Here is a 23,148-nt window from a genome sequence, read left to right as displayed (position 1 = left end):
CGTTTGTACCACACGAGACGCTTGCCCGTGTTTGTCGGCATATCTGTGGCATTATTGGCCGAGCCCGGCAATGGCGTGGGCGAAATCCTCGGCCTCGAATGGCTCGAGATCATCGACGCCTTCGCCGACGCCGATGAAATAAACCGGCAGCTTGTGCTTGGCGGAGATCGCCACGAGGATGCCGCCGCGCGCCGTGCCGTCGAGCTTGGTCATGATCAGACCATTGACGCCGGCGACGTTGCGGAAGATTTCGACCTGCGACAGGGCATTCTGGCCCGTTGTCGCGTCGAGCGTCTGCAGCACCGTATGCGGCGCGTCCGGATCGAGCTTGCCGAGGACGCGAACGATCTTCTCAAGTTCCGCCATCAGCTCCGCCTTGTTTTGCAGGCGGCCTGCCGTATCGATGATCAGCACATCGCACTTCTTGGCCTTGGCCTGCTCGAACGCATCGTAGGCGAGACCAGCAGCATCCGCGCCGAACTTGGTGCCGATGAACTCCGACTTGGTGCGATCGGCCCAGATCTTCAGCTGCTCGATCGCAGCGGCACGGAACGTATCGCCGGCAGCTACCATAACCTTCAGCCCGGCGCCCGACAGCTTGGCCGCGAGCTTGCCGATCGTCGTCGTCTTGCCTGTTCCGTTGACGCCGACGACGAGGATGACGTGCGGCTTGTGGCTGAGATCGAGCTGTAGCGGCTTCGCGACAGGCTTCAGCACCTTGGCGATCTCGCTTGCCATGATGCGGCTGACATCCTCGCCGGTGACGTCCTTGCCGTAGCGCTCGGAGGCCAGCGTGTCGGTGACGCGCATCGCCGTCTCGACACCGAGATCGGCCTGGATCAGCAGATCCTCGAGATCCTGCAATGTCTCGTCGTCGAGCTTGCGCTTGGTGAACAGCGCCGCGATCTGACCGGTGAGCTGCGACGAGGTCCGGGCAAGACCGGCGCGCAGGCGCTGGAACCAGGAAAGCTTTGGCGCGGGCACCAACGGCGCGACCTCGGAAACCGCGGGACCGGTCGCAAATCCCTTCGGAAGAACGGGCGCGGCCGAGACATCATCGGAAACGTCATCATCTTCAACGGAAGCAGATGTCTCCTGCTCGGCGGAAGAGTCCGTGATGGGCTGCTGTTCCGCATCAGCGTCCGCTTCGAGCTTGGTAGCCGGCTGTTCTTCGGCTTCGGCAGCAGATGCTGCCTGCGCAATCTCTTCCTCTTCTGCCTGCTCACCGCTTTCCGGCTGCACGGAAGCAGCAACAGGAGCCGTCTCCTCCGGCGCGCTTTCGGCGGCGGTCTCGACCTCGGCTTCGGCCTCGAGCAGCGAGAGCGGCACAACGCCTATATCACTCGCCTGTATCTCGGACGGCAGGACTTCGGAAACGTCCTCCTCGACGGGCGCGAGCGCTTCGGCCTGCTCGGCAACGTCCTCGATCGGAGCGTCCTCGCCTACGTCATCGGCAGGACCGCCGGCTGTGTCCATTTCCTCGGCAAGGACCGGGTCGGCGGCAACGGGAAGGTTCTCCTCGCGCGAGTGCGGCTCCAGTTCGGACTCGAGTGCCTTCGTCTCGACCGGCTCCGGCGCCTGCTCTTCCTCCGGTTTCGGGCCGAAGGTGAAGACCTTTTTGATGAAGTTGAACGCCATGAGGATTCCGTAAACTCAGGCCGCGTCGGCGGCCGTCAATTGCATGTCGAGGTGTTTGCCGTTGTGCCCGGTGATAACAGCCTGCACGAAGCTTCGGGGTGCCAGTCCGGCCGCTGCGACAAGCGTGAAGTTCTCGGTATGCGCCAAACCATTGTTTTCCACCAGCAGCCATTGCTGCGTTCCGACCATTCCGTCGAGATGGGCCTGATGCAGGCGATGTCCAGTGGCGCGAAGCCGCGCCGCACGCTCCTTGACCAACGCGCGATCGAGCTGCGGCATTCGCGCGGCAGGCGTTCCCGGTCGTGGGCTGTAAGGGAACACGTGGAGATGGGCGATACCAGCCTCGTCCGCCAGCCGCGCGGCATTGGCGAACATCTCCTCGCTCTCGGTCGGAAAGCCGGCGATCATATCCGCGCCGAAGCTCATCTCCGGCCGCAGGCGGCGCACGTCGTTGACGAAAGCCAAAGCGTCAGCGCTGGAATGGCGACGCTTCATCCGCTTCAGGATCATGTCGTCGCCATGCTGCAGCGAGAGGTGAAGATGCGGCATGAAGCGCGCTTCCTCGGCGATCAGATCGAGCAGATGCTTGTCGGCCTCGATGCTGTCGATCGACGAAAGCCGCAGGCGGCGAATATCGGGCACCTGCTTCAGAAGTGTCTTCGCAAGCAGCCCGAGCGTCGGCTCGCCGGGAAGATCGGCACCATAGCTGGTCGCGTCGACGCCGGTCAGCACGATCTCCCGGTAGCCGCTTTCGACGAGCTTGCGCGCCTGGTCGACGACCGCTCCCATCGGCACCGAACGCGAATTTCCGCGGCCATAGGGAATTATGCAGAAGGTGCAGCGGTGGTCGCAACCATTCTGGACCTGGATGAACGCCCGTACATGACCGTCGATATGCTTGACCATCTGCGGCGCCGTCTGGCGCACGCTCATGATGTCGTTGACGCGCAGCTTCTCTTCCGCCGAAACGCCGAAATCAGGCAGCGCGCGATAGGAAGCGCTCTTCAGCTTCTCCTCGTTGCCGAGAACAGCATCGACCTCGGCCATCTCGGCGAAGGTTTCTTTTTCCGTCTGGGCAGCGCAGCCTGTCACGATGATGCGGGCATGAGGATTGTCGCGCCGCGCCCGTCGGATTGCCTGGCGAGCCTGACGCACGGCTTCGCCGGTGACCGCGCAGGTATTGACGAGGATGGCATTGTTGAGCCCGGCCTTCTCGGCCTCGGCCCGCATCACTTCGGATTCGTAGGTATTGAGACGACAGCCGAAGGTGATGACTTCGACGCCGCTCACCGCGCTTCCGCTCCCGGCGCCGCATCGCGCGACCAATCACCCGTCGACGGGTCGAGCGTGCCGGACCATTCCCATTCGGCAGGGCCGGTCATGATGACGTGGCCATCGCGTTCGCGCCATTCGATGTTGAGCATGCCCTGATTGGGGCTGCTTGCGACCTTCACCGCGACGTCGCGCCCAGTCCGTCCGGTGCGGGCAGCGGAAACAGCGGTCGCACAAGCGGCGGAACCACAGGCAAGCGTCAGTCCCGCACCGCGTTCCCAGGTGCGCGTCGTGATCGAGCTCGGCGAGGTCACCTGCGCCAGCGTGATGTTGGCGCGCTCGGGGAACATCGGATGATTTTCAAGCAGCGGTCCGAAGCGGCCGAGATCGAACGACATCGGATCGCGGTCGATCCAGAAGATCGCATGCGGATTGCCCATCGAAGCAACGGAGGGCGAATGCAGCACCGGGTTGTCAATCGGCCCGATCTGCAGCTCGATGCGGCTGGTATCGTGGAATTCTTCGGCAAGCGGGATCTTGTCCCACTCGAAGACCGGCTTGCCCATATCGACGGAGATCGTCCCATCCTCGTGCTCGACGGCATTGAGGATGCCGGCCACCGTCTGGAAGGTGAAGACCTTCTTGCCGGTCTCAGACGCAAGCGCCTGCACGACGCAGCGCGTGCCATTGCCGCAGGCCTGCGCCTTCGAGCCGTCGGAATTGAGAATATCGATCCAGGCATCCGTACCCGCAGCCTTCGGGTCGTGGATAGCCATGATCTGGTCGAACTGCGTATCGTCAGCGGCATTCAGCGCGATTGCCGCGGCCGGCGTCACCTTGTCGCCACGGCCGCGCATATCAACGACCAGGATCTTGTTGCCAAGCCCGTTCATCTTCGCGAATTCGACCGTTGCGCTCATAGGTGTCATGTCCGTCTCTGTTTGGGCTGTATATGGCGGAAATGCACGGCAATTACCAGTGGCTTGACGGACCCGAGCACCGCGACACATTCATGAGAGAGCCATACGAAGCCTCATATTTAAGAATGATCGCAACTATCTGGCGCTTTTCTTCGCTTGGGGGCATTCTTTGGTTTGGATGGTGCTTTTGGCAGGGAGGATCGCCGATGCGCTGCTTCACGGTACTTGGGCCCTCGCAGACGGGAAAAACGACACTCGTCGCAAAGCTGGCCTCGCTCGAGGGAACGCCCAGAAAGTCAGCCTCTCCATATGGATCAAGCCTGACGGAATTCGATTTCAAGGACGAAGCATGGTGTGCGATCGACACACCCGGAGCAAACGAGGCGCTGGCCCTGGCGCAGGATGCCCTACTCGCTAGCGACGCCTGTATTCTCTGCATATCACCGACGCCGGACGAAGCGGTTCTGGTGGCACCCTATCTCCGCGCCATCGAGGCATCCGGCACGCCCTGTTTGGTCTTCATCAACAGGATGGATGAACCGCGCGGCCGATTGCGCGATGTCATCGCTGCACTCCAGGCCTACTCAAACCACCCTCTCGTTCTGCGGCAGGTGCCGATTCGCGAAGGCGACACGGTCGTCGGCAGCTGCGACCTGATTTCTGAACGTGCGTGGCGCTACCGGGAAGGGCAGCCGTCTGCGCTGATCGAACTGCCGAAGGACACTGCCGAGCGCGAGCACGAGGCCCGGGCAGAGATGCTCGAACAGCTGTCGGAATTCGATGATTGGCTGCTCGAGGAGCTTATCGAAGACCGCGAGCCGGCAAGCGACACGCTGTTTGCAATTTCCTCACGGATACTCAAGGAGAACCGGGTCATCCCCGTGCTGTTCGGTGCCGCTTCGCACAGCAACGGCATCATGCGCCTGATGAAGGCCCTTCGCCACGAGGCGCCACCGGCAGCCGCGCTGCGGACGAGGCTTGCGGAAAGCTCAGGGGCGCAAGATACGGAAATTTCGGCCGTCAGTTTCCACGCCTATCACAAGGCCAATGTCGGCAAGACGGTCCTGATACGCGCGTTTGCCGACGGTTTGAAGCAAGGCGCGTCGCTCGGCGGCGCCACTTTGGGTCCACTGCAGGAAGCCGGCAGCGGAAAGCCGATCAGCGGTACCGTGCAGGCAGGCGGCATATTTGCCGCTTTGAAATCGGACCATCTGCCGGCGCCGGCCTTGCTGACACAATCCGCCAGCGTCGAACCACCCGACTGGACGACACCGCCGACACCCATGCTTGAAAGGATCCTCGTTCCCGGCAGCGAACGTGACGAAACCAAGCTCTCTGCCACACTGGCGAAACTGGCGGAAACCGATCGCGGTCTCAAGGTGATGCAGGAGGAAGGTACTGGCGCAGCGCTGATCTGCGCACAGGGGCCCGTCCATCTGCGCGACCTTCGAAGAACGCTGTCGGAGGTATTCCGGGTCGAGGTTTCGGACCGCGCGCCGAACCCGATCTACCGGGAAACAATCTCCAAGCCGTCGGACGTACGCTACCGTCACCGCAAGCAGACGGGCGGTGCTGGCCAATTCGCCGATGTGCAACTCAGTGTGCGGCCAAACGAGCGCGGACAAGGTTTCACCTTCGGCGAAAGCGTCAAAGGCGGCACTGTGCCGCGAAACTACATACCCGCGGTCGAGGCCGGAGCCCGCGAAGCCATGGAGAAAGGGCCCCTTGGCTTCCAGGTGATTGACGTCGACGTAACTTTGACCGACGGCCAGTACCACTCGGTCGACAGCTCCGATTTTGCCTTCCGTGCGGCCGGGAAAATGGGCGTCAAGCAAGCGCTGTCACAGGCATCCGCCGTGCTCATGCAGCCTGTCGTGCGCGTCGATATTCATATCCCTTCGGTCTACTCCGGAGGCATGGTGACGCTCGTTTCCTCGCTCAAGGGACAGGTTCTCGGCTTTGACCGCGACGAGAATGCAAAGGGCTGGGACATATTCCGCGCGCTTGTCCCAGGTGGTGTCTTGGAAGAATTGGCACGATCGCTGAAATCCGCGACGCAGGGCATCGGCCACTTCTCAAAGACCTTCGATCATTTCGAGGAGCTTTACGGCAAGGAGGCCGACACCATCGTCAACACGCACGGCTCGGGGGCTCAGCCACACTGATCATGTTTGCGGCACGTCGAAGACCTCGCCTGCCCTGAGCGGGCGGAACCGCTCGGGCGAGATGCCGTGATCGGTCATTGCCGCATCGAGTGCCTTGACCGGTGCATCGATCGCCTCGTCCGTCAGCTGGAACGTAGCAAAGTGGTGCCCGGCGACATAGGCGGCGTTGGCGAGCTGCATTCCCGCCACCGCCTCCTCGGGGTTCTGGTGCTGCCCCTTCATGAACCAGCGCGGCTCATAAGCGCCGAATGGCAGGATGGCGAGGCGAAAACCGTCATGCTTTTGCTGCGCGGCCTTATAGTTGACGCCGCCGTGAAAGCCGGTATCGCCGATGTGATAGATCTTCCCGGCCGGCGTCGACAACACGAACGCCGCCCAGAGCGCCATGCGACGATCCCCCGTGCCGCGCGCCGACCAGTGGTGCGCCGGCTCCGCGTAAATATCGATCCCCTGAAGCGAGATGCGCTCGCCCCAGTCCATCGCTGTCACCTGCATCGTGGGGCAGGCACGGCGAATGATCGTGTCGTTACCAAGCGGTGTAACGACATGCGGCCGGTGTTTCGCCTGCAGACGGCGAAGCGTCGCAACGTCAAGGTGATCGTAGTGGTTATGCGAAACGAGGACGAGATCGATCGGCGGCAGATCCTCGAACGCGATGCCAGGCGCAACGACGCGTCTGGGGCCGGCAAAGGCGAAGGGACTTGCGCGATCCGACCAGACGGGATCCGTCAGGATGTTCAACCCGGCGACCTGAATTAGCAGGGTCGCATGACCGACCATCGTTACCTTGATATCTTCGCCGTCGACACGCAAATCCGGCTTGGCTGGCTGGAATGGGCTTGGAACCGACTTCGGCCAGCGATCGCGACCACCGCCGAACTGCCATCGCATCAGATCTCTGAAACCGAGCGGCTCGATACCATCAGGATTGAAGAAATGCGTGCCGTCGAAGTGATCGGAGACAGGACCCTGATAATAGGGATTGCGTCGCTTGGCAGTGGACATGCAAGAGCGTTTCCGTTGTGTGGAAGGCTGATCTGGGATCGGGCGCGCGGTTTTGAAAGATCGAAACACCGTCTTTTCTCGGCTTTGCCTTGACTCGCGGCGCTTTTTCCTGTTTACCGCCGCTCAATCTGCGACGAGCTTCAAGACTCGAGCCACCGACCGGGGCCCGCAAAGGTATAAACCGATCCCGGAGGTCCACACCCGACAGCGCGATGCGCCCTCGGGTGCTTTTTGGCTATGCGTCTTGTTTTCGTCAAGGAAAAGCACAAGGTTTCCGTCTTCAGGAAATCACAAGGAAGAGCCGATGTTTGAGAACCTCCAGGACCGTCTTGGATCCATTCTGAATGGACTGACAGGCCGTGGCGCGCTTTCGGAAAGTGATGTTTCCGCGGCGCTGCGCGAGGTTCGCCGTGCGCTGCTGGAAGCAGACGTCGCGCTCGATGTCGTGCGCTCGTTCACCGACCGCGTCCGCGAGAAGGCCGTCGGCGCCGAGATCCTGAAGTCGATCAAACCGGGCCAGATGGTCGTAAAGATCGTCCATGACGAGTTGATCGAGATGCTCGGTGGCGAAGGTGTGGGCGTCGACCTGCATGCGGCCGCCCCGGTCGTCATCATGATGGTCGGTCTACAGGGTTCCGGTAAGACGACCACGACTGCGAAGATCGCCAAGCGGCTTACCGACCGCGAGAAGAAGAAGGTGCTGATGGCGTCGCTCGATACGCGACGCCCGGCCGCCCAGGAGCAGCTGCGCCAGCTCGGCGTGCAGACCAATGTCGATACGCTGCCCGTCATCGCCGGCCAGTCGCCGACCGATATTGCCGCACGCGCCGTGCAGGCAGCCAAGCTCGGAGGCCATGACGTCGTCATCCTCGACACCGCCGGCCGTACGCATATCGACGAGCCCTTGATGGTCGAGATGGCCGACATCAAGAAGAAGTCGAACCCGCATGAAATCCTGCTGGTCGCGGATTCGCTGACCGGTCAGGACGCCGTCAATCTCGCCCGCAACTTCGACGAACGCGTCGGCATCACCGGCCTCGTCTTGACCCGCATGGACGGCGACGGCCGTGGCGGTGCGGCACTCTCGATGCGCGCCGTCACCGGCAAGCCGATCAAGCTCATCGGTGTCGGCGAGCGCATGGGCGAGCTCGAAGAGTTCCACCCGCGCCGTATCGCCGACCGCATCCTCGGCATGGGCGACATCGTTTCGCTCGTCGAGCGCGCCGCTGAAAACATCGACGCCGAGAAGGCGGCCGCCATGGCCGCCAAGATGGCCAAGGGCAAGTTCGACCTCAACGACCTCGCCGACCAGCTGCGCCAGATGCAGAAGATGGGCGGCATGGGCGGCATCATGTCGATGATGCCAGGCATGGCAGGCATGAAGGACAAGATGGCTTCGGCCGGTCTGAACGACAGCCTGTTCGGCCGACAGCTGGCCATCATCTCTTCGATGACCAAGGCCGAGCGCGCCAACCCTGATATCCTCAAGCATTCGCGCAAGAAGCGCATCGCCGCCGGTTCCGGCACCGATGCCTCCGACATCAACAAGCTCCTGAAGATGCACCGCCAGATGGCGGACATGATGAAGATGATGGGTGGCAAGGGCAAGGGCGGCCTGATGAAGCAGATGATGGGCGGCCTTGCCGGCAAGATGGGCCTCGGTGGCCTCGGTGGGGGTATGCCTGATCTATCCAACATCGACCCGAAGCAGCTCGAAGCGCTCCAGAAGCAGGCTGAAGCTGCCGGTCTTGGAAAGCCGGGCGTTGGGCTGCCCGGTCTCGGCGGCGGCGGTTTGCCGGGTCTGGGCGGCGCCAAGCTGTCGGGCCTTGGTGGTGGTTTCCCCGGCCTTCCCGGCCTGCCCAAGAAGAAGTGAAGGGGTCGCGTAGAAGATGATTGATCCTGAAATCAAAGCCCAGCTTTCGAACTATCGCCAGTCGATCGACAACATCGACGCGGCGCTGGTCCATATCCTGGCCGAGCGTTTCCGCTGCACCAAAGAGGTCGGCGTTCTCAAGGCCAAGTACAAGTTGCCGCCGGCCGATCCGGCGCGCGAAGAATACCAGATCGAACGCCTCCGCCATCTGGCGAAGGATGCCAATCTGGATCCGGATTTCGCCGAGAAGTTCCTGAACTTCATCATCAAGGAAGTCATCCGGCATCATGAGCAGATCGCTGCAGACCACGCCGAAAACGGCGCCGCAGCAAAATGAACCATACCGCCGGATCAGGCGGTCCAGAAAAGTCCAAGGAGTAAAGAAAATGGCACTGAAAATTCGTCTCGCACGCGGTGGTTCCAAGAAGCGCCCGTACTACCACATCGTTCTCGCTGACGCCCGTTCGCCGCGCGACGGCCGCTTCCTCGAGAACCTCGGTTCCTGGAACCCGATGCTGGCCAAGGACAACAGCGCTCGCGTCACGCTGAACAACGACCGTATCAAGCATTGGCTCGATCAGGGCGCACAGCCGACCGACCGCGTTCTGCGCTTCCTGAACGAAGCTGGCCTTGCAAAGCGCGACGCCAAGAGCAACCCGGAAAAGGCAAAGCCGGGCAAGAAGGCTCAGGAGCGCGCTGCTGAAAAGGCTCAGAAGGCTGCTGACGCTGCCGAAGCCGCTGCTTCCGCAGAATAATCGGGAACTTTCCCTTGTCGAACGGGCGGCATGGCGACATGCCGCCCGTTTTCGTTTCCATTCCACCGCACTTCGTTTAAGAGAAGCCCAGATTTGCGGCTTCATGTGAAGGACGTCATGGCAAAGCTTGAAAATCCCGTTCTGATGGCAACGATCGGTGGCGCCCAAGGCTTGCGCGGCGAAGTGCGCGCCAAGGCCTACACCGCCGATCCGACGGCGCTCGGCGACTACGGCAACCTGCACAGCATGGACGGCCGTACCTTCGAGGTTCTCGATATCCGGGAAATGAAGAACGTCGTCGTCGTCCGCTTCCGCGGTATCAACGACCGCACCGCCGCCGAGGCGCTGAACGGATTGGAGCTCTACATCGAGCGCGATAACCTTCCGGATGACGAGCTGGAGGAAGACGAGTTCTTCTACGCCGATCTCGAGGGCCTGGAAGCACTAGACGACCAGGGCGTCAGCTACGGTACAGTGACCGGCGTCTTCGACTTCGGTGCCGGCGATCTCCTGGAACTCAAGGGTCCGGGCAAGCGCCCCGTATTGATACCCTTTTCGGAAACCTCGGTACTCGATATCGACCTCGAAGGCGGCAAGATCACCATCGACCCACTGGCCGCTGGCCTGGTCGACAGTCAGGATGAGGGTCCGAAATTCACATCTGACGCGCCGAAAAAGAAGAAGTGAGGCTGTCCATGGCGTTTCGCGCGACCGTGCTGACCCTCTACCCGGAAATGTTTCCGGGCCATCTCGGCTACTCCCTGGCTGGGAAAGCGATGGAACGTGGCCAATGGTCGCTCGATCCAGTGCAGATTCGCGATTTCGCCACCGACAAGCGCCGGACCGTCGATGATACGCCCGCTGGCGGCGGTGCCGGCATGGTGCTCAAGCCCGACGTTCTCGCCCGCGCCATCGACAGCGCCTCCGAGAACGACGGCCGTCCACGCCTGCTGATGAGCCCGCGCGGCAAGCCGCTGACGCAGGAGCGCGTGCGCGAGCTCGCATCTGGCGATGGCGTCATCATCATCTGCGGCCGTTTCGAGGGCGTCGATCAGCGTGTCATCGATGCGCGTGAGTTGGAAGAAGTCTCTATCGGAGACTATGTGCTCTCTGGCGGTGAGCCGGCGGCATTGACCGTACTGGATGCGATCGTCCGCATTCTGCCCGGCGTCATGGGCAACGATCTTTCCGGTCTGCATGAGAGCTTCGAAGGCGGCCTGCTGGAACATCCGCATTACACCCGGCCGCAGGAATGGGAAGGCCGCGAAATTCCCGCGATCCTTACCTCGGGCAATCACGGTGCCATCGACAAGTGGCGGCGTGAACAGGCCGTGAAGCTGACGCAGGAGCGGCGGCCAGATCTGCTCACGCGCCCCGCGGACAAGCAATAGCGCTCGCTACCGGGAGATTCGTCGGATTCGCTTTGACAAATTTGTCATTCGGGGATGACAAGCAGGCTCCTTTCGTGTAGGAGCGCACGCGGAAATGGGGCTTGCCCCGTCTGCCAGCAACAAAGAATGGCGAATCCGCTCCCGCCCGCAAGGGTACATCCGGAGGCTAGATCCAAAGGATAGACGTTGAGCGCTCTGGCTGTTTCAGAAGAACCAAAGGTTAAGACGATGAACATCATTCAGCAGCTTGAGGCCGAACAGGTCGCCAAGATCGAAGCCCAGCGCACGCTTCCGGAATTCTCCCCGGGCGACACCGTTCGCGTTAACGTCCGCGTCAAGGAAGGCAACCGTACCCGCGTACAGGCCTACGAAGGCGTTTGCATCGCTCGCTCCGGCGGAGGCCTGCAGGAGAACTTCACGGTTCGCAAGATCTCCTACGGCGAAGGCGTCGAGCGCGTATTCCCGGTCTACTCCCCGGCTATCGAGAGCGTAGAAGTCGTTCGCCGCGGCAAGGTCCGTCGCGCGAAGCTCTACTACCTGCGCGACCGTCGCGGCAAGTCGGCTCGTATCGTCGAGAACACCGGCACCCGCGCCCGCAAGCTCAACGACGCCGAGCGTCAGGCTGTTGCCGAGGAAAAGGCACGCCTGGAAGCTGAAAAGGTTGCAGCAGCTCAGGCGCTCGCAGCCGAGAAGGCAGCACAGGAAGCCGCAGAAGCCAAGGCAGCAGCAGAAGCTGCAGCAGCGGCCGAGCCGGCAGCAGAATAAGTTCTGCGAAAGCGCAAAAATCTTTGCATGAAAGGCGGTCTTTGGACCGCCTTTTCTGTTTTTGAGCCATGGTATGAGGCAATGCTCTTGCCAGTCGCTTCGCAACTATGACAGGTTTCGCGAGCTATATTTTGGGGAGATATTTCATGCCGTTCCGCCGCACCGTCCTTGCAGGACTGACTGCTCTCATTCTGTCGCCGCTCGCCGCCCTCGCCACCGACCTTCCGGACCTTAAGGGCAAGGCAGTCGTTGTCGTTACCGAGAACGCCTATCCGCCGCTGCAGTTCGTCGATCCGAAGTCGGGCAAGGCGATCGGCTGGGAATATGATGCGATGAACGAGATCGCGAAGCGGCTGAACTTCAAGGTCGAGTATCAGAACACCAGCTGGGACGCGATGATCCAGGCCGTCTCCGACAACCAGTACAACATCGGCATGACCGGCATCACCATCAAGGATGACCGCAAGGCCAAGGTGGATTTCTCCGATCCCTACATGCGCTCGCAGCAGTTCATGCTGGTGCGTGGCGACGAAAGCCGCTTCACTGATGCCAAGACCTTCGGTGCCTTCAATGAAGGCCTCGTCGGCGCGCAGCCGGGCACGTCGCCTTTCTACACGGCTGTCTATGAGATTCTCGACGGCAACGAGCAGAACCCGCGCGTGAAGCTCTTCGAAACCTTCGGCGCCACTGTGCAGGCACTGAAGGCCGGTGACGTCGACGTGGTTTTGACCGACAGCGTCGCAGCCAAGGGCTATGTCGATGCCTCGAACGGCGGCCTGAAGGTCATCGGCGGCCCACTCGGTACGGAAGATTTCGGCTTCATCTTCCCGAAGGGCTCGGACCTTGTCGCTCCGGTGAACGCCGCGATTGCGAGCCTGAAGGCAGACGGCACGTTTGACGCGCTGAACAAGAAGTGGTTCCTCGACTACAAGATGGGCGAATGACTCTCCCTTCGGTTAACGCGTGATGGCTCCGCAGCCAGCGCCTGACGGGCATGTGAAGGGCGACTACCCCTGGTGGCTGGTCGCCCTTGTCGTGATCGGCATCGTCCTTGCCGTCGTCATCGTCACCAACGACATCTATGCACAGGTCTTCCGCACCGTCTTCAACGGCGTCGGTGTTACCATCTTCGTGACGCTGGTGGGGTTTACGCTGGCAACCATCCTCGGCCTCGGGATCGCGCTGCTCGGGCTCTCCGACAGCGTCGCACTACGCCAGATCTCGCGCTTCTATATAGAAGTCATCCGTGGCGTGCCGATGCTTGTGCTGCTGTTCTACGTGGCCTTCGTCGGCGCCCCCGGGATCGTCGCGGCTTATAATTTCCTGACCAGCCCGCTGGTCCAGGCAGGATTGAGCGAACCAGTGATGGTCCGCGACTTCTCGCTGATGTGGCGGGCAATCATCGCCTTGATGATAGGCTATTCCTCGTTCATCGCCGAAGTGTTCCGCGCCGGGATCCAGTCCGTCGATCAGGGGCAGATAGAGGCGGCCAAGGCGCTTGGTCTGTCGCGATATCACCGCTTTCGATTCGTGGTCTTCCCGCAGGCGATCAAGGTGATCTTTCCTCCGCTGTCGAATGATTTCGTGGCGATGGTGAAGGACAGCTCGCTGGTCTCGGTGCTCGGCGTCTCCGACATTACGCAGATGGGCAAGATCTACGCTTCCGGCTCGTTTCGTTTCTTTGAAACCTACTCGATCGTCACCTATATCTACCTCATCCTGACAATCGGTTTGTCGCTTGCGTTGAGGCAGGTTGAGAAGCGGATGCGTGGGAAAGACCGACGTTAGCGTCCGAATGATTCGAATTGCCGCCGTCGCGAAAAATTGGTATGTGACAGCGCATGGAATCCAAGTTCAGTTGCATTGGGGCGCATATTTTCGTGCTGCAGGATCACTACCGCCTGCCGGCACGCTTCTTTGCGACCGTTTCCGGTGCGCTCAACAGCCGACTTCGTTGATCGAATGACGGCCGGCGGACCTCTCCGCCACCAGCTCCATTTTTCCATACGCATCCAAGAACGGACTTACCGCCATGAGCGCACCGCGTACCCTCTACGACAAGATCTGGGACGACCACCTGGTCGATCAACAGGACGACGGCACCTGTCTTCTCTACATCGACCGCCACCTGGTCCACGAAGTCACCTCCCCGCAAGCCTTCGAAGGCCTGCGCATGAGCGGCCGCAAGGTTCGTGCACCGGAGAAGACACTGGCTGTCGTCGACCACAACGTCCCGACCTCGCCGGATCGCCATCTCGGCATCAAGAACGAAGAAAGCCGCATCCAGGTCGAGCAGCTCGCCATCAATGCCGCCGAGTTCAATGTCGAGTACTACTCGGAAAACGACAAGCGTCAGGGCATCGTCCACATCATCGGACCGGAGCAGGGCTTCACCTTGCCTGGCATGACGATCGTCTGCGGCGACAGTCACACCTCGACGCACGGCGCCTTCGGCTCGCTGGCGCACGGCATCGGCACCTCTGAGGTCGAGCACGTGCTCGCCACCCAGACGCTGATCCAGAAGAAGGCGAAGAACATGCTGGTGCAGGTCGACGGCCAGCTGCCGGCTGGCGTCACTGCCAAGGATATCGTTCTCGCCATCATCGGCGAAATCGGCACGGCCGGCGGCACCGGCTACGTCATCGAGTATGCCGGCGAAGCCATTCGCGCGCTGTCGATGGAAGGCCGCATGACGATTTGCAACATGTCGATCGAAGGCGGCGCCCGCGCCGGCCTGATCGCACCCGACGAAACCACCTTCGAGTACATCAAGGGCAAGCCGCGTGCGCCGAAGGGCGAGGCTCTAGAGCAGGCAATTGCCTACTGGAAGACCCTCAAGTCGGACGAGGGCGCGCATTTCGACCGTGTTGTGAAGCTCAACGCCGCCGAACTACCGCCGATCGTGTCCTGGGGCTCCTCGCCGGAGGACGTCATTTCCGTTCAGGGTGTCGTTCCGAACCCGGACGAAATCCCGGAAGAGACGAAGCGCGCCTCCAAGTGGCGCGCGCTTGACTATATGGGCCTGAAGCCCGGCACGCCGATCACCGAGATCAACATCGACCGGGTCTTCATCGGCTCCTGCACCAACGGCCGCATCGAAGACCTGCGCGCCGTTGCCAAGGTTGTCGAAGGCAAGACTGTTGCGTCAACTGTCAACGCCATGATCGTTCCAGGCTCCGGCCTCGTGAAGGAACAGGCGGAGCTGGAAGGTCTCGACAAGATCTTCAAGGCCGCCGGCTTTGACTGGCGCGAGCCGGGCTGCTCCATGTGCCTCGCCATGAACGACGACCGCCTGAAGCCCGGCGAACGCTGCGCCTCGACCTCGAACCGCAACTTCGAGGGCCGCCAAGGCTTCAAGGGCCGCACACACCTGGTTTCCCCTGCCATGGCAGCCGCAGCCGCGATTGCCGGTCACTTCGTCGATATTCGCGACTGGAACTAAGAAAAGGAAGCCTCCCTCTCTACTGCGAGAGGGAGGCGATCCCAGCAGACACCGGACGCATTCGGTGAGACAATAGCCGCGTTCGAAACTTCGCTCCATTCCGGTGAGCAACATGAACGCCGCAACAAAACTGCCCCAGAAAAGACGCTTGCTTCTTCTCCGTCATGCTAAATCCGCATGGCCAGAGAACGTGGACGACCACGACCGCCCGCTGGCAAGCCGGGGAGAGAAGGCGGCACCGCTGATGGGCCGCTACCTGGCGCGTGAAAAACTCATCCCTGACCTTGTGCTGGTATCGTCAGCTCGCCGAACGCAGCAAACTTGGGAACTTGTCGCCAAAAAGCTCCCGCCCTCGATTGCAAAGAAAGATACCGACGAGCTGTACGAAGCCTCTGCGGCAAAAATCGCTGCCGTCATACAGACAATCGATCCATCGATCGGAACGCTCTTGCTGATCGGGCACAATCCCGGTTTTCAGGATCTTGCGGACGGCCTCATCGGCGCAGGCGATCCGGAGGCATGTATCGATATCAAAGAAAAGTTCCCGACTGCTGCCCTTGCGGTGATCGAGTTCGATGTCGATCGATGGAAACAGCTGAAACCAAAGAGCGGCGTGCTGGAACGGTTCGTGACGCCGCGCTCACTCGTGTGAGGGGAGTGTCTCCCTCCCCTCGCCTTGAGAGAAGGGAGACGGAGTCAGGTTAGAAATTGGCCGTGTAGGGATCCGGCCCCATACGGGCGTTCTTGTCGTCGAGCTTGGCAATCGCGGCCATGTCCGCCGCATCCAGCTTGAAGTCAAAGACCTTGAAATTCTCCTCGATGCGCGAAGGCGTCACCGACTTCGGAATGACGACAAGGCCGCTGTCTATATGCCACCGGATGATGACCTGGGCGGGTGTCTTTCCGTGCTTCCTGGCGATCTCGCCAATCGTCGCATCGGCGATCAACTTGCCCTGGCCAAGCGGACTCCAGGATTCGGTGGCAATGTTCAGCTTCTTGTGCGCTTCCTGCGCCGCCCGCTGCTGGAAATCGGGATGCAACTCGATCTGGTTGATGACAGGGACGACACCAGTATCGCCGACGATCTGTTCGAGGTGGTCGGGATAGAAGTTGGAAACTCCGATCGACCGCGCGCGCCCTTCTTCCCTGATCTTCACGAAGGCCTTCCAGGTCTCGCGATACAGGCCGCGGTGCGGCGACGGCCAGTGGATGAGGTAGAGGTCGACATATTCCGTACCGAGCTTCTTCAGGCTGCCCTCGAACGCGCGCATGGTCGCGTCGTAGCCCTGATCGGTATTGCGCAGTTTTGTGGTAACGAAAATGTCCTTGCGATCGAGACCGGACGAGCGAATGCCCTCGCCGACACCTTCCTCGTTGTCGTAGCCGGATGCCGTATCGATGTGACGATAGCCGGCGGCAATGGCCGTACGCACCGTCGGTGCTGCGATCTCCTGGGGCGTCTGCCATACGCCAAGGCCCACCTGGGGAATGGAATGTCCGTCATGGAAAGTGATGATGGGTTGCTGTGCCACAATATGTCTCCGGAAGTTTGAAGAATTGGACGGGGCGTGATTGAACCCGCAGTCATGCGGATTTCCCTGCGCGCATTTCAGCCCGTGCGCCGGTCGAAAAAGCATATAGGTCGCCGCAGCAGATTTATCACCCCCGGTATCAAAGAACGCGCACGACGGTGCCCCTGCGCATAAACGGAAGAAGACGCCGCATATCGCGCGGATGAACGGCCACACATCCCGCTGTCGGCTCGTAGCCGGGTTTGATCAGATGAAAGAAGATTGCCGAGCCTCGGTTGCGCGCTCGCGACGTGATATTCCAGTCCATAACGAGGCAGACATCGTATAGCCTGTCCTTGCGCTTCATTTCCTCGTGGCTTGGCCGGAATGGCGCTTTGACGAGCCTGTTATAGTTCGGATCTTCGGGCTGGTCACACCAGAGCATATCCTCCCTGATGCGGCGAATCGCGAGCGGCGTCTCGAGGCGCGCGGGCCGCTCGCCACGGCGAAAGCCGGAGAGAAGCTTCATCGAAGCAATAGGAGTAGCACCGTCCCCTTCGCGCTTGAGGGCTGTTCGCCCCGAGCGGCCGATTGCGGCCGGCACGGTAATCGTGCCGAGCTGGACCAGAGCACGGCTTTTTTTGCCCGGCGCAGGACGAACGAGGAGGGTCATCGACTTTATCGGTCGCGAGCGCCTTGTTTTCTCCATTTTTCTCACATGTGTTGGCCATTGCTAGGATCAGGATTGAAATCACATAGCATCGTATACGACAACAGCTCGGTCACCCGATCTTTGCCAATGATGGAAAATTGGCGTAGGACTGACGGGACCGAAGGCGAGGGATAGAGCCGCATGACCGCACGCACCATTCTCTTGGTGGATGATGATGACGACCTCCGCGAAACGCTCACGGAGCAGCTTTCTCTCTATGACGAGTTCACGGTCCTCCAGGAATCGACAGCGGCCAAGGGCGTCGAGCGCGCGCGGTCGACGCCGATCGATCTGCTCATCATGGACGTCGGACTGCCCGACATGGATGGGCGCGAGGCCGTAAAGCTGTTGCGCAAGGGCGGATTGAAGGCTCCGATCATCATGCTGACCGGCCATGATACGGACTCGGACACAATACTTGGCCTGGAAGCCGGCGCCAACGACTACGTGACCAAGCCCTTCCGCTTTGCCGTCCTGCTTGCGCGCATCCGCGTGCAGCTGCGCCAGCACGAGCAGAGCGAGGACGCCACGTTCAACGTTGGCCCCTACGTCTTCAAGCCGAGCCAGAAGCTGCTGACGATGGACAGTGGCCAGAAGATCCGCCTGACCGAGAAGGAAGCGGCGATCATCCGCTACCTCTACCGTGCGGAACAGAAGGTCGTCACCCGCGACGTGCTGCTGGAAGAAGTATGGGGTTACAATTCCGGCGTGACCACCCACACGCTCGAGACCCATGTTTATCGCTTGCGCCAGAAGATCGAGCGAGATCCCTCCAACGCCGAGATTCTGGTAACGGAAAACGGCGGCTACAAGATCATACCGTAACATGGCGCTGAACGATGACATCAGGCTGCTTTCGCAGCTGCCTCTGTTCCACGGCATGTCCGAGGACCAGTTGCGGCTGATTGCCTTTGGTGCAGACCGACGCGTCATTTCGACCGGTCAAATGCTTTTCCGGGAAGGATCACCGGCAGAAAGCGCCTATGTCATCCTCAATGGCGGCGTCGAGCTGAGCCGGACTGGCCGCGATGGCCAGCCCGAAATCCAAAGCACTGTCGGAGCCGGCACGCTCCTGTCCGAGCTTGCGCTGATCACTTTGGTCGAGCGCAAGTTTACGGCCATTGCGACGGAAGACACGAGCATCATCCGCATCACCCGTTCGCTCTTTCATCGGTTGATCGAGGAGTATCCGGATGCCGCCCGGCTGATCGAGAGCCGAATTCGCGACAACATCGCCGAGCTCGCGGCCAAAGCCGCGGCCCAGCTTCACCGCTTCGCCTGACGGCTCAGAGGTTGAAATGCGCCGTGACCGGCACATGGTCGGACGGCCGTTCCCAACCGCGCGCTTCCTTCAGAATGTCGATGCGCTGCAGGTGGGGGCCAAGGTCCTTGGAGGACCAGATATGGTCGAGGCGGCGGCCGCGGTCGGCAGCTTCCCAGTCCTTGGCGCGATAGCTCCACCATGTATAGAGCTTCTCATTTTCCGGAACGTGCTGCCGCATCAGGTCTAGCCAGGCGCCGCGCTGCATCACCTCCAGCAGGCCCTCGGTCTCTACCGGCGTGTGGCTGACGATCTTGAGTAGCTGCTTGTGTGACCAGACGTCATGCTCGAGCGGAGCGATATTCAGATCGCCAACCAGGATTGCCGAGGTGTTCGCCTCGCCGTTTGCCTTGAGCTGCTTCATTTCCTCGATGAAGTCGAGCTTATGACCGAACTTCGGATTGATCGTCCGATCCGGTTCGTCGCCACCAGCCGGAACATAGAAATTATGCAGGCGAATGCGCCGGCCACCGCGCTCGAAGACCGCAGAGATGTGCCGCGCATCGCCGACCTTGCAATAGTCCTGCCGGTGGTCTTCGACCAGCGGAAAACGCGATGCGATAGCGACGCCGTGATAGCCCTTCTGGCCATGGATGATGATGTGTTCGTAGCCCATTGAGCGCAGCGGCAGTGCGGGAAACAGGTCGTTCGGAACCTTGGTTTCCTGAAGGCAAAGGATGTCTGGCTTATGCTTGAGGACGAATTGCTCGACGATCGGCATGCGAAGTCTGAGAGAATTGATATTCCAAGTAGTAACCGAGAAGCCCATTCGATTGCCTTTCAAAGCCCAACGAACTGGCTTTAGAGTAAAGGCTGCGCCGATGGAACGGATGCATGCAAAGAAAAACGCCCCGCGCAATCGCAGGGCGTTCTTCTTGCAAAGCAATAGAAATCAGTCGCGGTAGGCGGCCGTTCCCGGGATTACCTCGTACGGCACCCTGAAGACCTTGTCGTCGAACTGCATGCCTGTCTTGACGTTGAAGACCATCACCGACGTGTCCTTGCCCTGGTTGTCCGTGATCGTCCACTGGCGGAGATCGTAGGTCTTCGGGTCGAACATCATCGTAATCGTCGAGTTGCCGAAAACCGTGTTGTTGCCGAGCGCGATGGTCGTCAGGTCGGACTCCTGCTTCACGCTTCTTACCGAACCGGACGACAGATCGATCCGCCGCGCCAGCAGCAGGCTGAGCGGTGTCTTCGACAGTGGGTAGAGGTCCCACGTCTTGAGCTTCATGTTTCCGATAGCGACGTTCTTCCCATCCGCGATGACACGGATCGGCGAGGGATTGTCATAGTTGAAGCGCAGCTTGCCGGGACGCTGGATGTAGAACTTCCCGCCCGTCTGCTCGCCGCGCGGGCCGAACTGAACAAATTCGCCCTGCATGGTCGCGACGCTCGAGAAATGGTCTGCAATTGCCTGTGCCGTCGCGCTGCTGGATGCAGCGGATGCCGCTTGGGCATAGGCAACCATCGGGATCGCAGATGCCGCTGCGAACGCCAACGTGCCCATCATATGGCGCCGGGTCATTAAGATGCGATCCAGGAATGAATCGGAGTTGTTCATCTATGTCTCCTTTATGCAACTGAATGCTGCTGAAACGCGGCGCCTTCAAGGCGTAGTTCGCAGACCTGCATAAACTAACGATTTCGAGACCATCAGGTTTCCGTGAAGACCGCGTCATCTATTGATGCGACTTCAACGGTCGAGGATATCGCCTTCGGTCGGAACAAGGATCTCGCGTTTTCCAGCGTGGTTGGCGGGACCGATGATGCCTTCCTGCTCCATCCGCTCGATCAGTGATGCGGCGCGGTTATACCCAATGCCCAGTCTGCGCTGAATATACGACGTAGATGCCTTTCCGTCACGCAGAACGATGGCAACCGCCTGATCGTACGGATCGTCGGAATCCGAGAGATTGGACGTCCCCGCCGGACCACCGCCATAGTCGCCATCTTCGTCGTCATCTGCGGTGATCGCATCGAGATATTGCGGTGCGCCTTGCGTCTTAAGATAGGAAACGATCTCTTCCACCTCCATATCTGCAACGAACGGGCCATGAACGCGCTGGATGCGTCCGCCGCCTGCCATGTAGAGCATATCGCCCATACCAAGCAGCTGTTCCGCGCCCTGCTCGCCAAGGATCGTGCGGCTGTCGATCTTCGAGGTCACCTGGAAGGAAATGCGGGTCGGGAAGTTTGCCTTGATGGTGCCGGTAATGACGTCGACGGAGGGACGCTGCGTCGCCATGATGACGTGAATGCCGGCGGCACGTGCCATCTGCGCCAGGCGCTGCACGGCGCCTTCGATGTCCTTGCCGGCGACCATCATCAGGTCGGCCATCTCGTCGATGATGACGACGATATAAGGCATGGGCTGCAAGTCGAATTCTTCCGTTTCGTACATCGCCTCGCCTGTATGGCGATCGAAGCCCGTCTGCACGGTTCGGGAAATGACCTCGCCCTTGGCAAGGGCCTGCTCGACACGGCTGTTGAAGCCGTCGATATTGCGGACGCCGATCTTCGACATCTTCTTGTAGCGCTCTTCCATCTCGCGGACGGTCCACTTGAGCGCAACAACAGCCTTCTTCGGATCAGTAACAACAGGCGAGAGAAGGTGCGGAATGCCGTCATAGACAGACAATTCGAGCATCTTCGGATCGATCATGATCAGGCGGCATTGCTCCGGCGTCATGCGGTAGAGCAGAGACAGGATCATGGTGTTGATAGCAACCGACTTACCGGAGCCGGTCGTACCAGCCACCAGCAGGTGTGGCATCTTCGCCAGATCCGCGATAACAGCCTCGCCACCAATGGTCTTACCGAGTGCCATGGCGAGTTTCGCCTTCGACCCTTCGAAGTCCCGCGAGGCGATCAGTTCGCGCAGGTAGACTGTTTCGCGCGTCGAATTCGGCAGTTCGATGCCGATCGCGTTACGGCCCGGCACGACAGCGACGCGGGCAGCGATAGCACTCATCGAGCGAGCGATGTCGTCGGCAAGACCGATGACGCGTGACGATTTGATGCCCGGAGCCGGCTCGAGTTCGTACAGGGTGACGACCGGACCCGGACGCACATGGATGATCTCGCCCTTGACGCCGAAATCTTCCAGCACGCCTTCGAGCATGCGCGCATTCTGCTCCAGCGCGTCGGCAGACAGCGTCGAATCGCGCACCACGTTCTTCGGTTCGGCCAGCAAATGCATAGAGGGAAGCTGGAAACCTTCGGGACGAATGAAGGATCCCTGCTGCTCGCGCTCCATGCGAGCGCCAGGTTTCGGCCGCGCTGCAGCTTGGACGACGCGCGGTTCCGAACGCCCGCCGCTGGACTTGGTGGGAGCACGCATCATCCAGTCGTCGTCGTCAGGCAGGATATCGGCCGGACGCGGCGGCATGTCGTCGAACGGCGCATCGTCATCGTCGTCGTCATCGTTGAGCGAAATGGACGGCGTAGAAACGACGCGACGCTGCGAGGCAGCGCGCGGCTCCATCGATGGGTCCATGCGTTCGCCGCGCGTGGCGGGCGCCTTTGCGCGCACCGGTTCGTTCAGCTTGCCGAACTCGTCATCATTGAAATCGTATGGTGACTCGAAATCTTCCTGGCGCCGCTTTCGCGGCCCCATCCCGAGCAGTCGTCGAAGCCGGGCCTGGCTCATGTACCAGGCGTGCGTCAGCGCACCGAAAGCAAGCCAGCCGCCTTCATCCTCATCCTCGTCTTCGTCACCCACCGAGCGCAGTTTCGAACGCGTGTTTGCATACGCCTCCTCCTCTGCCTCGGCTTCTTCCTCGTCGCTACGGCCGACGATGCCGGCGGCAAACAGCATCATCCACACGGTCGGGACAGCAACCACGCAGCCGACCGCCGTCGCGAAGGCGCCGGTCGGATAGGCGCCGACAAACAGCGCCGGAAACCGCAGGATCATATCGCCGATGACGCCGCCGATGCCGTTGGGGATCGGCCAGGTCAGCGGCGGCGGAAAACAACCGATGACGGCCGAGGAGAGCACCGAGCCCAGTCCCCAGGCGGCGGCTCGCGCCGGGATGCGGCTGAAGCGGCGGCCCGAGATCAATGCAAGCGCCCAGGCCACAACCGGCAGCAGTGCGACAACACTCGCCAGCCCGAAGAACTGCATGGCGAGATCGGCAAAGGCCGCCCCACCGTAGCCCAATATGTTGGTTGGCTCGTTGCCGGTCGCATAGGAATAGCTTGGATCAGTGACGTTCCACGTCGCAAGCGCTGCGACCGCCAACGCGAGCAGCAGGAAGATTGCAAACCCCAAGAGGGTCTGCGCCTGCCGGAACATGAAGCCCGAAAGGGAAAAACGGTCCGGCCGGCCATCCATTGCTGGCGATGTGCTTCTTGCCATATGTGTACCCGTCCA

Annotated in this window: 22 protein-coding genes; 13 read left to right on the top strand and 9 right to left on the bottom strand. The window is 60.9% G+C overall.

What is annotated here, in order from left to right:
- Positions 1-51 precede the first annotated feature (51 nt).
- From ftsY to dapF, 3 genes are read right to left on the bottom strand one after another with little or no spacing between them, the layout of a single operon-like run.
- Positions 52-1,638 (bottom strand): signal recognition particle-docking protein FtsY, encoded by a 1,587-nt coding sequence (gene ftsY / locus JNB88_RS11915; protein ID WP_220355635.1) that lies wholly within the window; start codon positions 1,636-1,638, stop codon positions 52-54.
- Between the two features lie 15 nt (positions 1,639-1,653).
- Complete coding sequence (gene mtaB, locus JNB88_RS11910) at positions 1,654-2,928, bottom strand: tRNA (N(6)-L-threonylcarbamoyladenosine(37)-C(2))-methylthiotransferase MtaB (protein ID WP_220355634.1); 1,275 nt, start codon at positions 2,926-2,928, stop codon at positions 1,654-1,656.
- Positions 2,925-3,830: a diaminopimelate epimerase gene (gene dapF, locus JNB88_RS11905; RefSeq protein ID WP_220355792.1), complete on the bottom strand. Its 906-nt coding sequence runs from the start codon at positions 3,828-3,830 to the stop codon at positions 2,925-2,927. Before dapF ends, mtaB begins: the two co-directional genes overlap by 4 nt.
- A gap of 206 nt (positions 3,831-4,036) precedes the next feature.
- On the opposite strand from dapF, the gene JNB88_RS11900 reads away from it, so the two are divergent.
- Positions 4,037-5,995, top strand: coding sequence for an elongation factor G (locus tag JNB88_RS11900; protein ID WP_220355633.1), 1,959 nt, complete (start codon positions 4,037-4,039; stop codon positions 5,993-5,995).
- On the opposite strand, the gene JNB88_RS11895 is transcribed toward JNB88_RS11900, so the two are convergent.
- The gene (locus JNB88_RS11895; RefSeq protein WP_220355632.1) at positions 5,996-7,000 is read right to left on the bottom strand and encodes an MBL fold metallo-hydrolase; all 1,005 of its coding nucleotides are present in this window, start codon (positions 6,998-7,000) and stop codon (positions 5,996-5,998) included.
- 304 nt (positions 7,001-7,304) lie between these two features.
- Here JNB88_RS11895 and ffh point away from each other — a divergent pair, with 304 nt between their 5' ends.
- The 10 genes from ffh (at position 7,305) to JNB88_RS11845 (ending at position 15,878) form a co-directional block, all read left to right on the top strand.
- Positions 7,305-8,873, top strand: coding sequence for a signal recognition particle protein (gene ffh, locus JNB88_RS11890; protein ID WP_220355631.1), 1,569 nt, complete (start codon positions 7,305-7,307; stop codon positions 8,871-8,873).
- 16 nt (positions 8,874-8,889) lie between these two features.
- Positions 8,890-9,210, top strand: a complete 321-nt coding sequence (locus JNB88_RS11885; protein WP_016556656.1) for a chorismate mutase — start codon at positions 8,890-8,892, stop codon at positions 9,208-9,210.
- A 49-nt stretch (positions 9,211-9,259) separates the two neighbouring features.
- A complete protein-coding gene (gene rpsP, locus JNB88_RS11880; RefSeq protein ID WP_220355630.1) occupies positions 9,260-9,628 on the top strand; it encodes a 30S ribosomal protein S16 in 369 nt (122 codons plus the stop codon).
- Positions 9,629-9,745: 117 nt separating this feature from the next.
- On the top strand, positions 9,746-10,315 hold the full coding sequence (gene rimM, locus JNB88_RS11875) for a ribosome maturation factor RimM (protein WP_220355629.1): 570 nt from the start codon (positions 9,746-9,748) through the stop codon (positions 10,313-10,315).
- Positions 10,316-10,323: 8 nt separating this feature from the next.
- Positions 10,324-11,019, top strand: coding sequence for a tRNA (guanosine(37)-N1)-methyltransferase TrmD (gene trmD, locus JNB88_RS11870; protein ID WP_220355628.1), 696 nt, complete (start codon positions 10,324-10,326; stop codon positions 11,017-11,019).
- A 228-nt stretch (positions 11,020-11,247) separates the two neighbouring features.
- On the top strand, positions 11,248-11,784 hold the full coding sequence (gene rplS / locus JNB88_RS11865; protein WP_037132408.1) for a 50S ribosomal protein L19: 537 nt from the start codon (positions 11,248-11,250) through the stop codon (positions 11,782-11,784).
- A gap of 146 nt (positions 11,785-11,930) precedes the next feature.
- Positions 11,931-12,728 (top strand): transporter substrate-binding domain-containing protein, encoded by a 798-nt coding sequence (locus JNB88_RS11860; RefSeq protein ID WP_220355627.1) that lies wholly within the window; start codon positions 11,931-11,933, stop codon positions 12,726-12,728.
- A gap of 22 nt (positions 12,729-12,750) precedes the next feature.
- On the top strand, positions 12,751-13,572 hold the full coding sequence (locus tag JNB88_RS11855) for an amino acid ABC transporter permease (RefSeq protein WP_220355626.1): 822 nt from the start codon (positions 12,751-12,753) through the stop codon (positions 13,570-13,572).
- 244 nt (positions 13,573-13,816) lie between these two features.
- Positions 13,817-15,226, top strand: a complete 1,410-nt coding sequence (leuC, locus tag JNB88_RS11850; RefSeq protein WP_037131969.1) for a 3-isopropylmalate dehydratase large subunit — start codon at positions 13,817-13,819, stop codon at positions 15,224-15,226.
- Positions 15,227-15,338: 112 nt separating this feature from the next.
- A complete protein-coding gene (locus JNB88_RS11845) occupies positions 15,339-15,878 on the top strand; it encodes a SixA phosphatase family protein (protein WP_037131966.1) in 540 nt (179 codons plus the stop codon).
- 49 nt (positions 15,879-15,927) lie between these two features.
- Here JNB88_RS11845 and JNB88_RS11840 read toward each other — a convergent pair whose 3' ends face one another.
- Positions 15,928-16,758 carry an aldo/keto reductase gene (locus JNB88_RS11840; RefSeq protein ID WP_220355625.1) on the bottom strand — a complete coding sequence of 277 codons (831 nt, stop codon included), beginning with the start codon at positions 16,756-16,758 and terminating at the stop codon, positions 15,928-15,930.
- A 139-nt stretch (positions 16,759-16,897) separates the two neighbouring features.
- Entirely contained in the window at positions 16,898-17,446 is a 549-nt protein-coding gene (locus JNB88_RS11835; RefSeq protein ID WP_222857996.1) for a L,D-transpeptidase family protein, read from the bottom strand.
- 144 nt (positions 17,447-17,590) lie between these two features.
- On the opposite strand from JNB88_RS11835, the gene JNB88_RS11830 reads away from it, so the two are divergent.
- Both JNB88_RS11830 and JNB88_RS11825 read left to right on the top strand, forming a co-directional pair.
- Entirely contained in the window at positions 17,591-18,274 is a 684-nt protein-coding gene (locus tag JNB88_RS11830; protein WP_037131962.1) for a response regulator transcription factor, read from the top strand.
- A 1-nt stretch (position 18,275) separates the two neighbouring features.
- On the top strand, positions 18,276-18,731 hold the full coding sequence (locus JNB88_RS11825; protein WP_037131960.1) for a cyclic nucleotide-binding domain-containing protein: 456 nt from the start codon (positions 18,276-18,278) through the stop codon (positions 18,729-18,731).
- A 4-nt stretch (positions 18,732-18,735) separates the two neighbouring features.
- Here JNB88_RS11825 and JNB88_RS11820 read toward each other — a convergent pair whose 3' ends face one another.
- The 3 genes from JNB88_RS11820 to JNB88_RS11810 form a co-directional block, all read right to left on the bottom strand.
- Entirely contained in the window at positions 18,736-19,539 is an 804-nt protein-coding gene (locus JNB88_RS11820) for an exodeoxyribonuclease III (RefSeq protein WP_220355624.1), read from the bottom strand.
- Between the two features lie 123 nt (positions 19,540-19,662).
- Positions 19,663-20,334 carry an outer membrane lipoprotein carrier protein LolA gene (locus JNB88_RS11815; RefSeq protein ID WP_220355623.1) on the bottom strand — a complete coding sequence of 224 codons (672 nt, stop codon included), beginning with the start codon at positions 20,332-20,334 and terminating at the stop codon, positions 19,663-19,665.
- 132 nt (positions 20,335-20,466) lie between these two features.
- Positions 20,467-23,133, bottom strand: a complete 2,667-nt coding sequence (locus JNB88_RS11810) for an FtsK/SpoIIIE family DNA translocase (RefSeq protein ID WP_220355622.1) — start codon at positions 23,131-23,133, stop codon at positions 20,467-20,469.
- Positions 23,134-23,148: the final 15 nt, after the last annotated feature.

This window comes from Rhizobium cauense, assembly GCF_019511525.1.
GTDB lineage: Bacteria > Pseudomonadota > Alphaproteobacteria > Rhizobiales > Rhizobiaceae > Rhizobium > Rhizobium cauense.
This window is presented reverse-complemented; position numbering and strand designations above follow the sequence as displayed.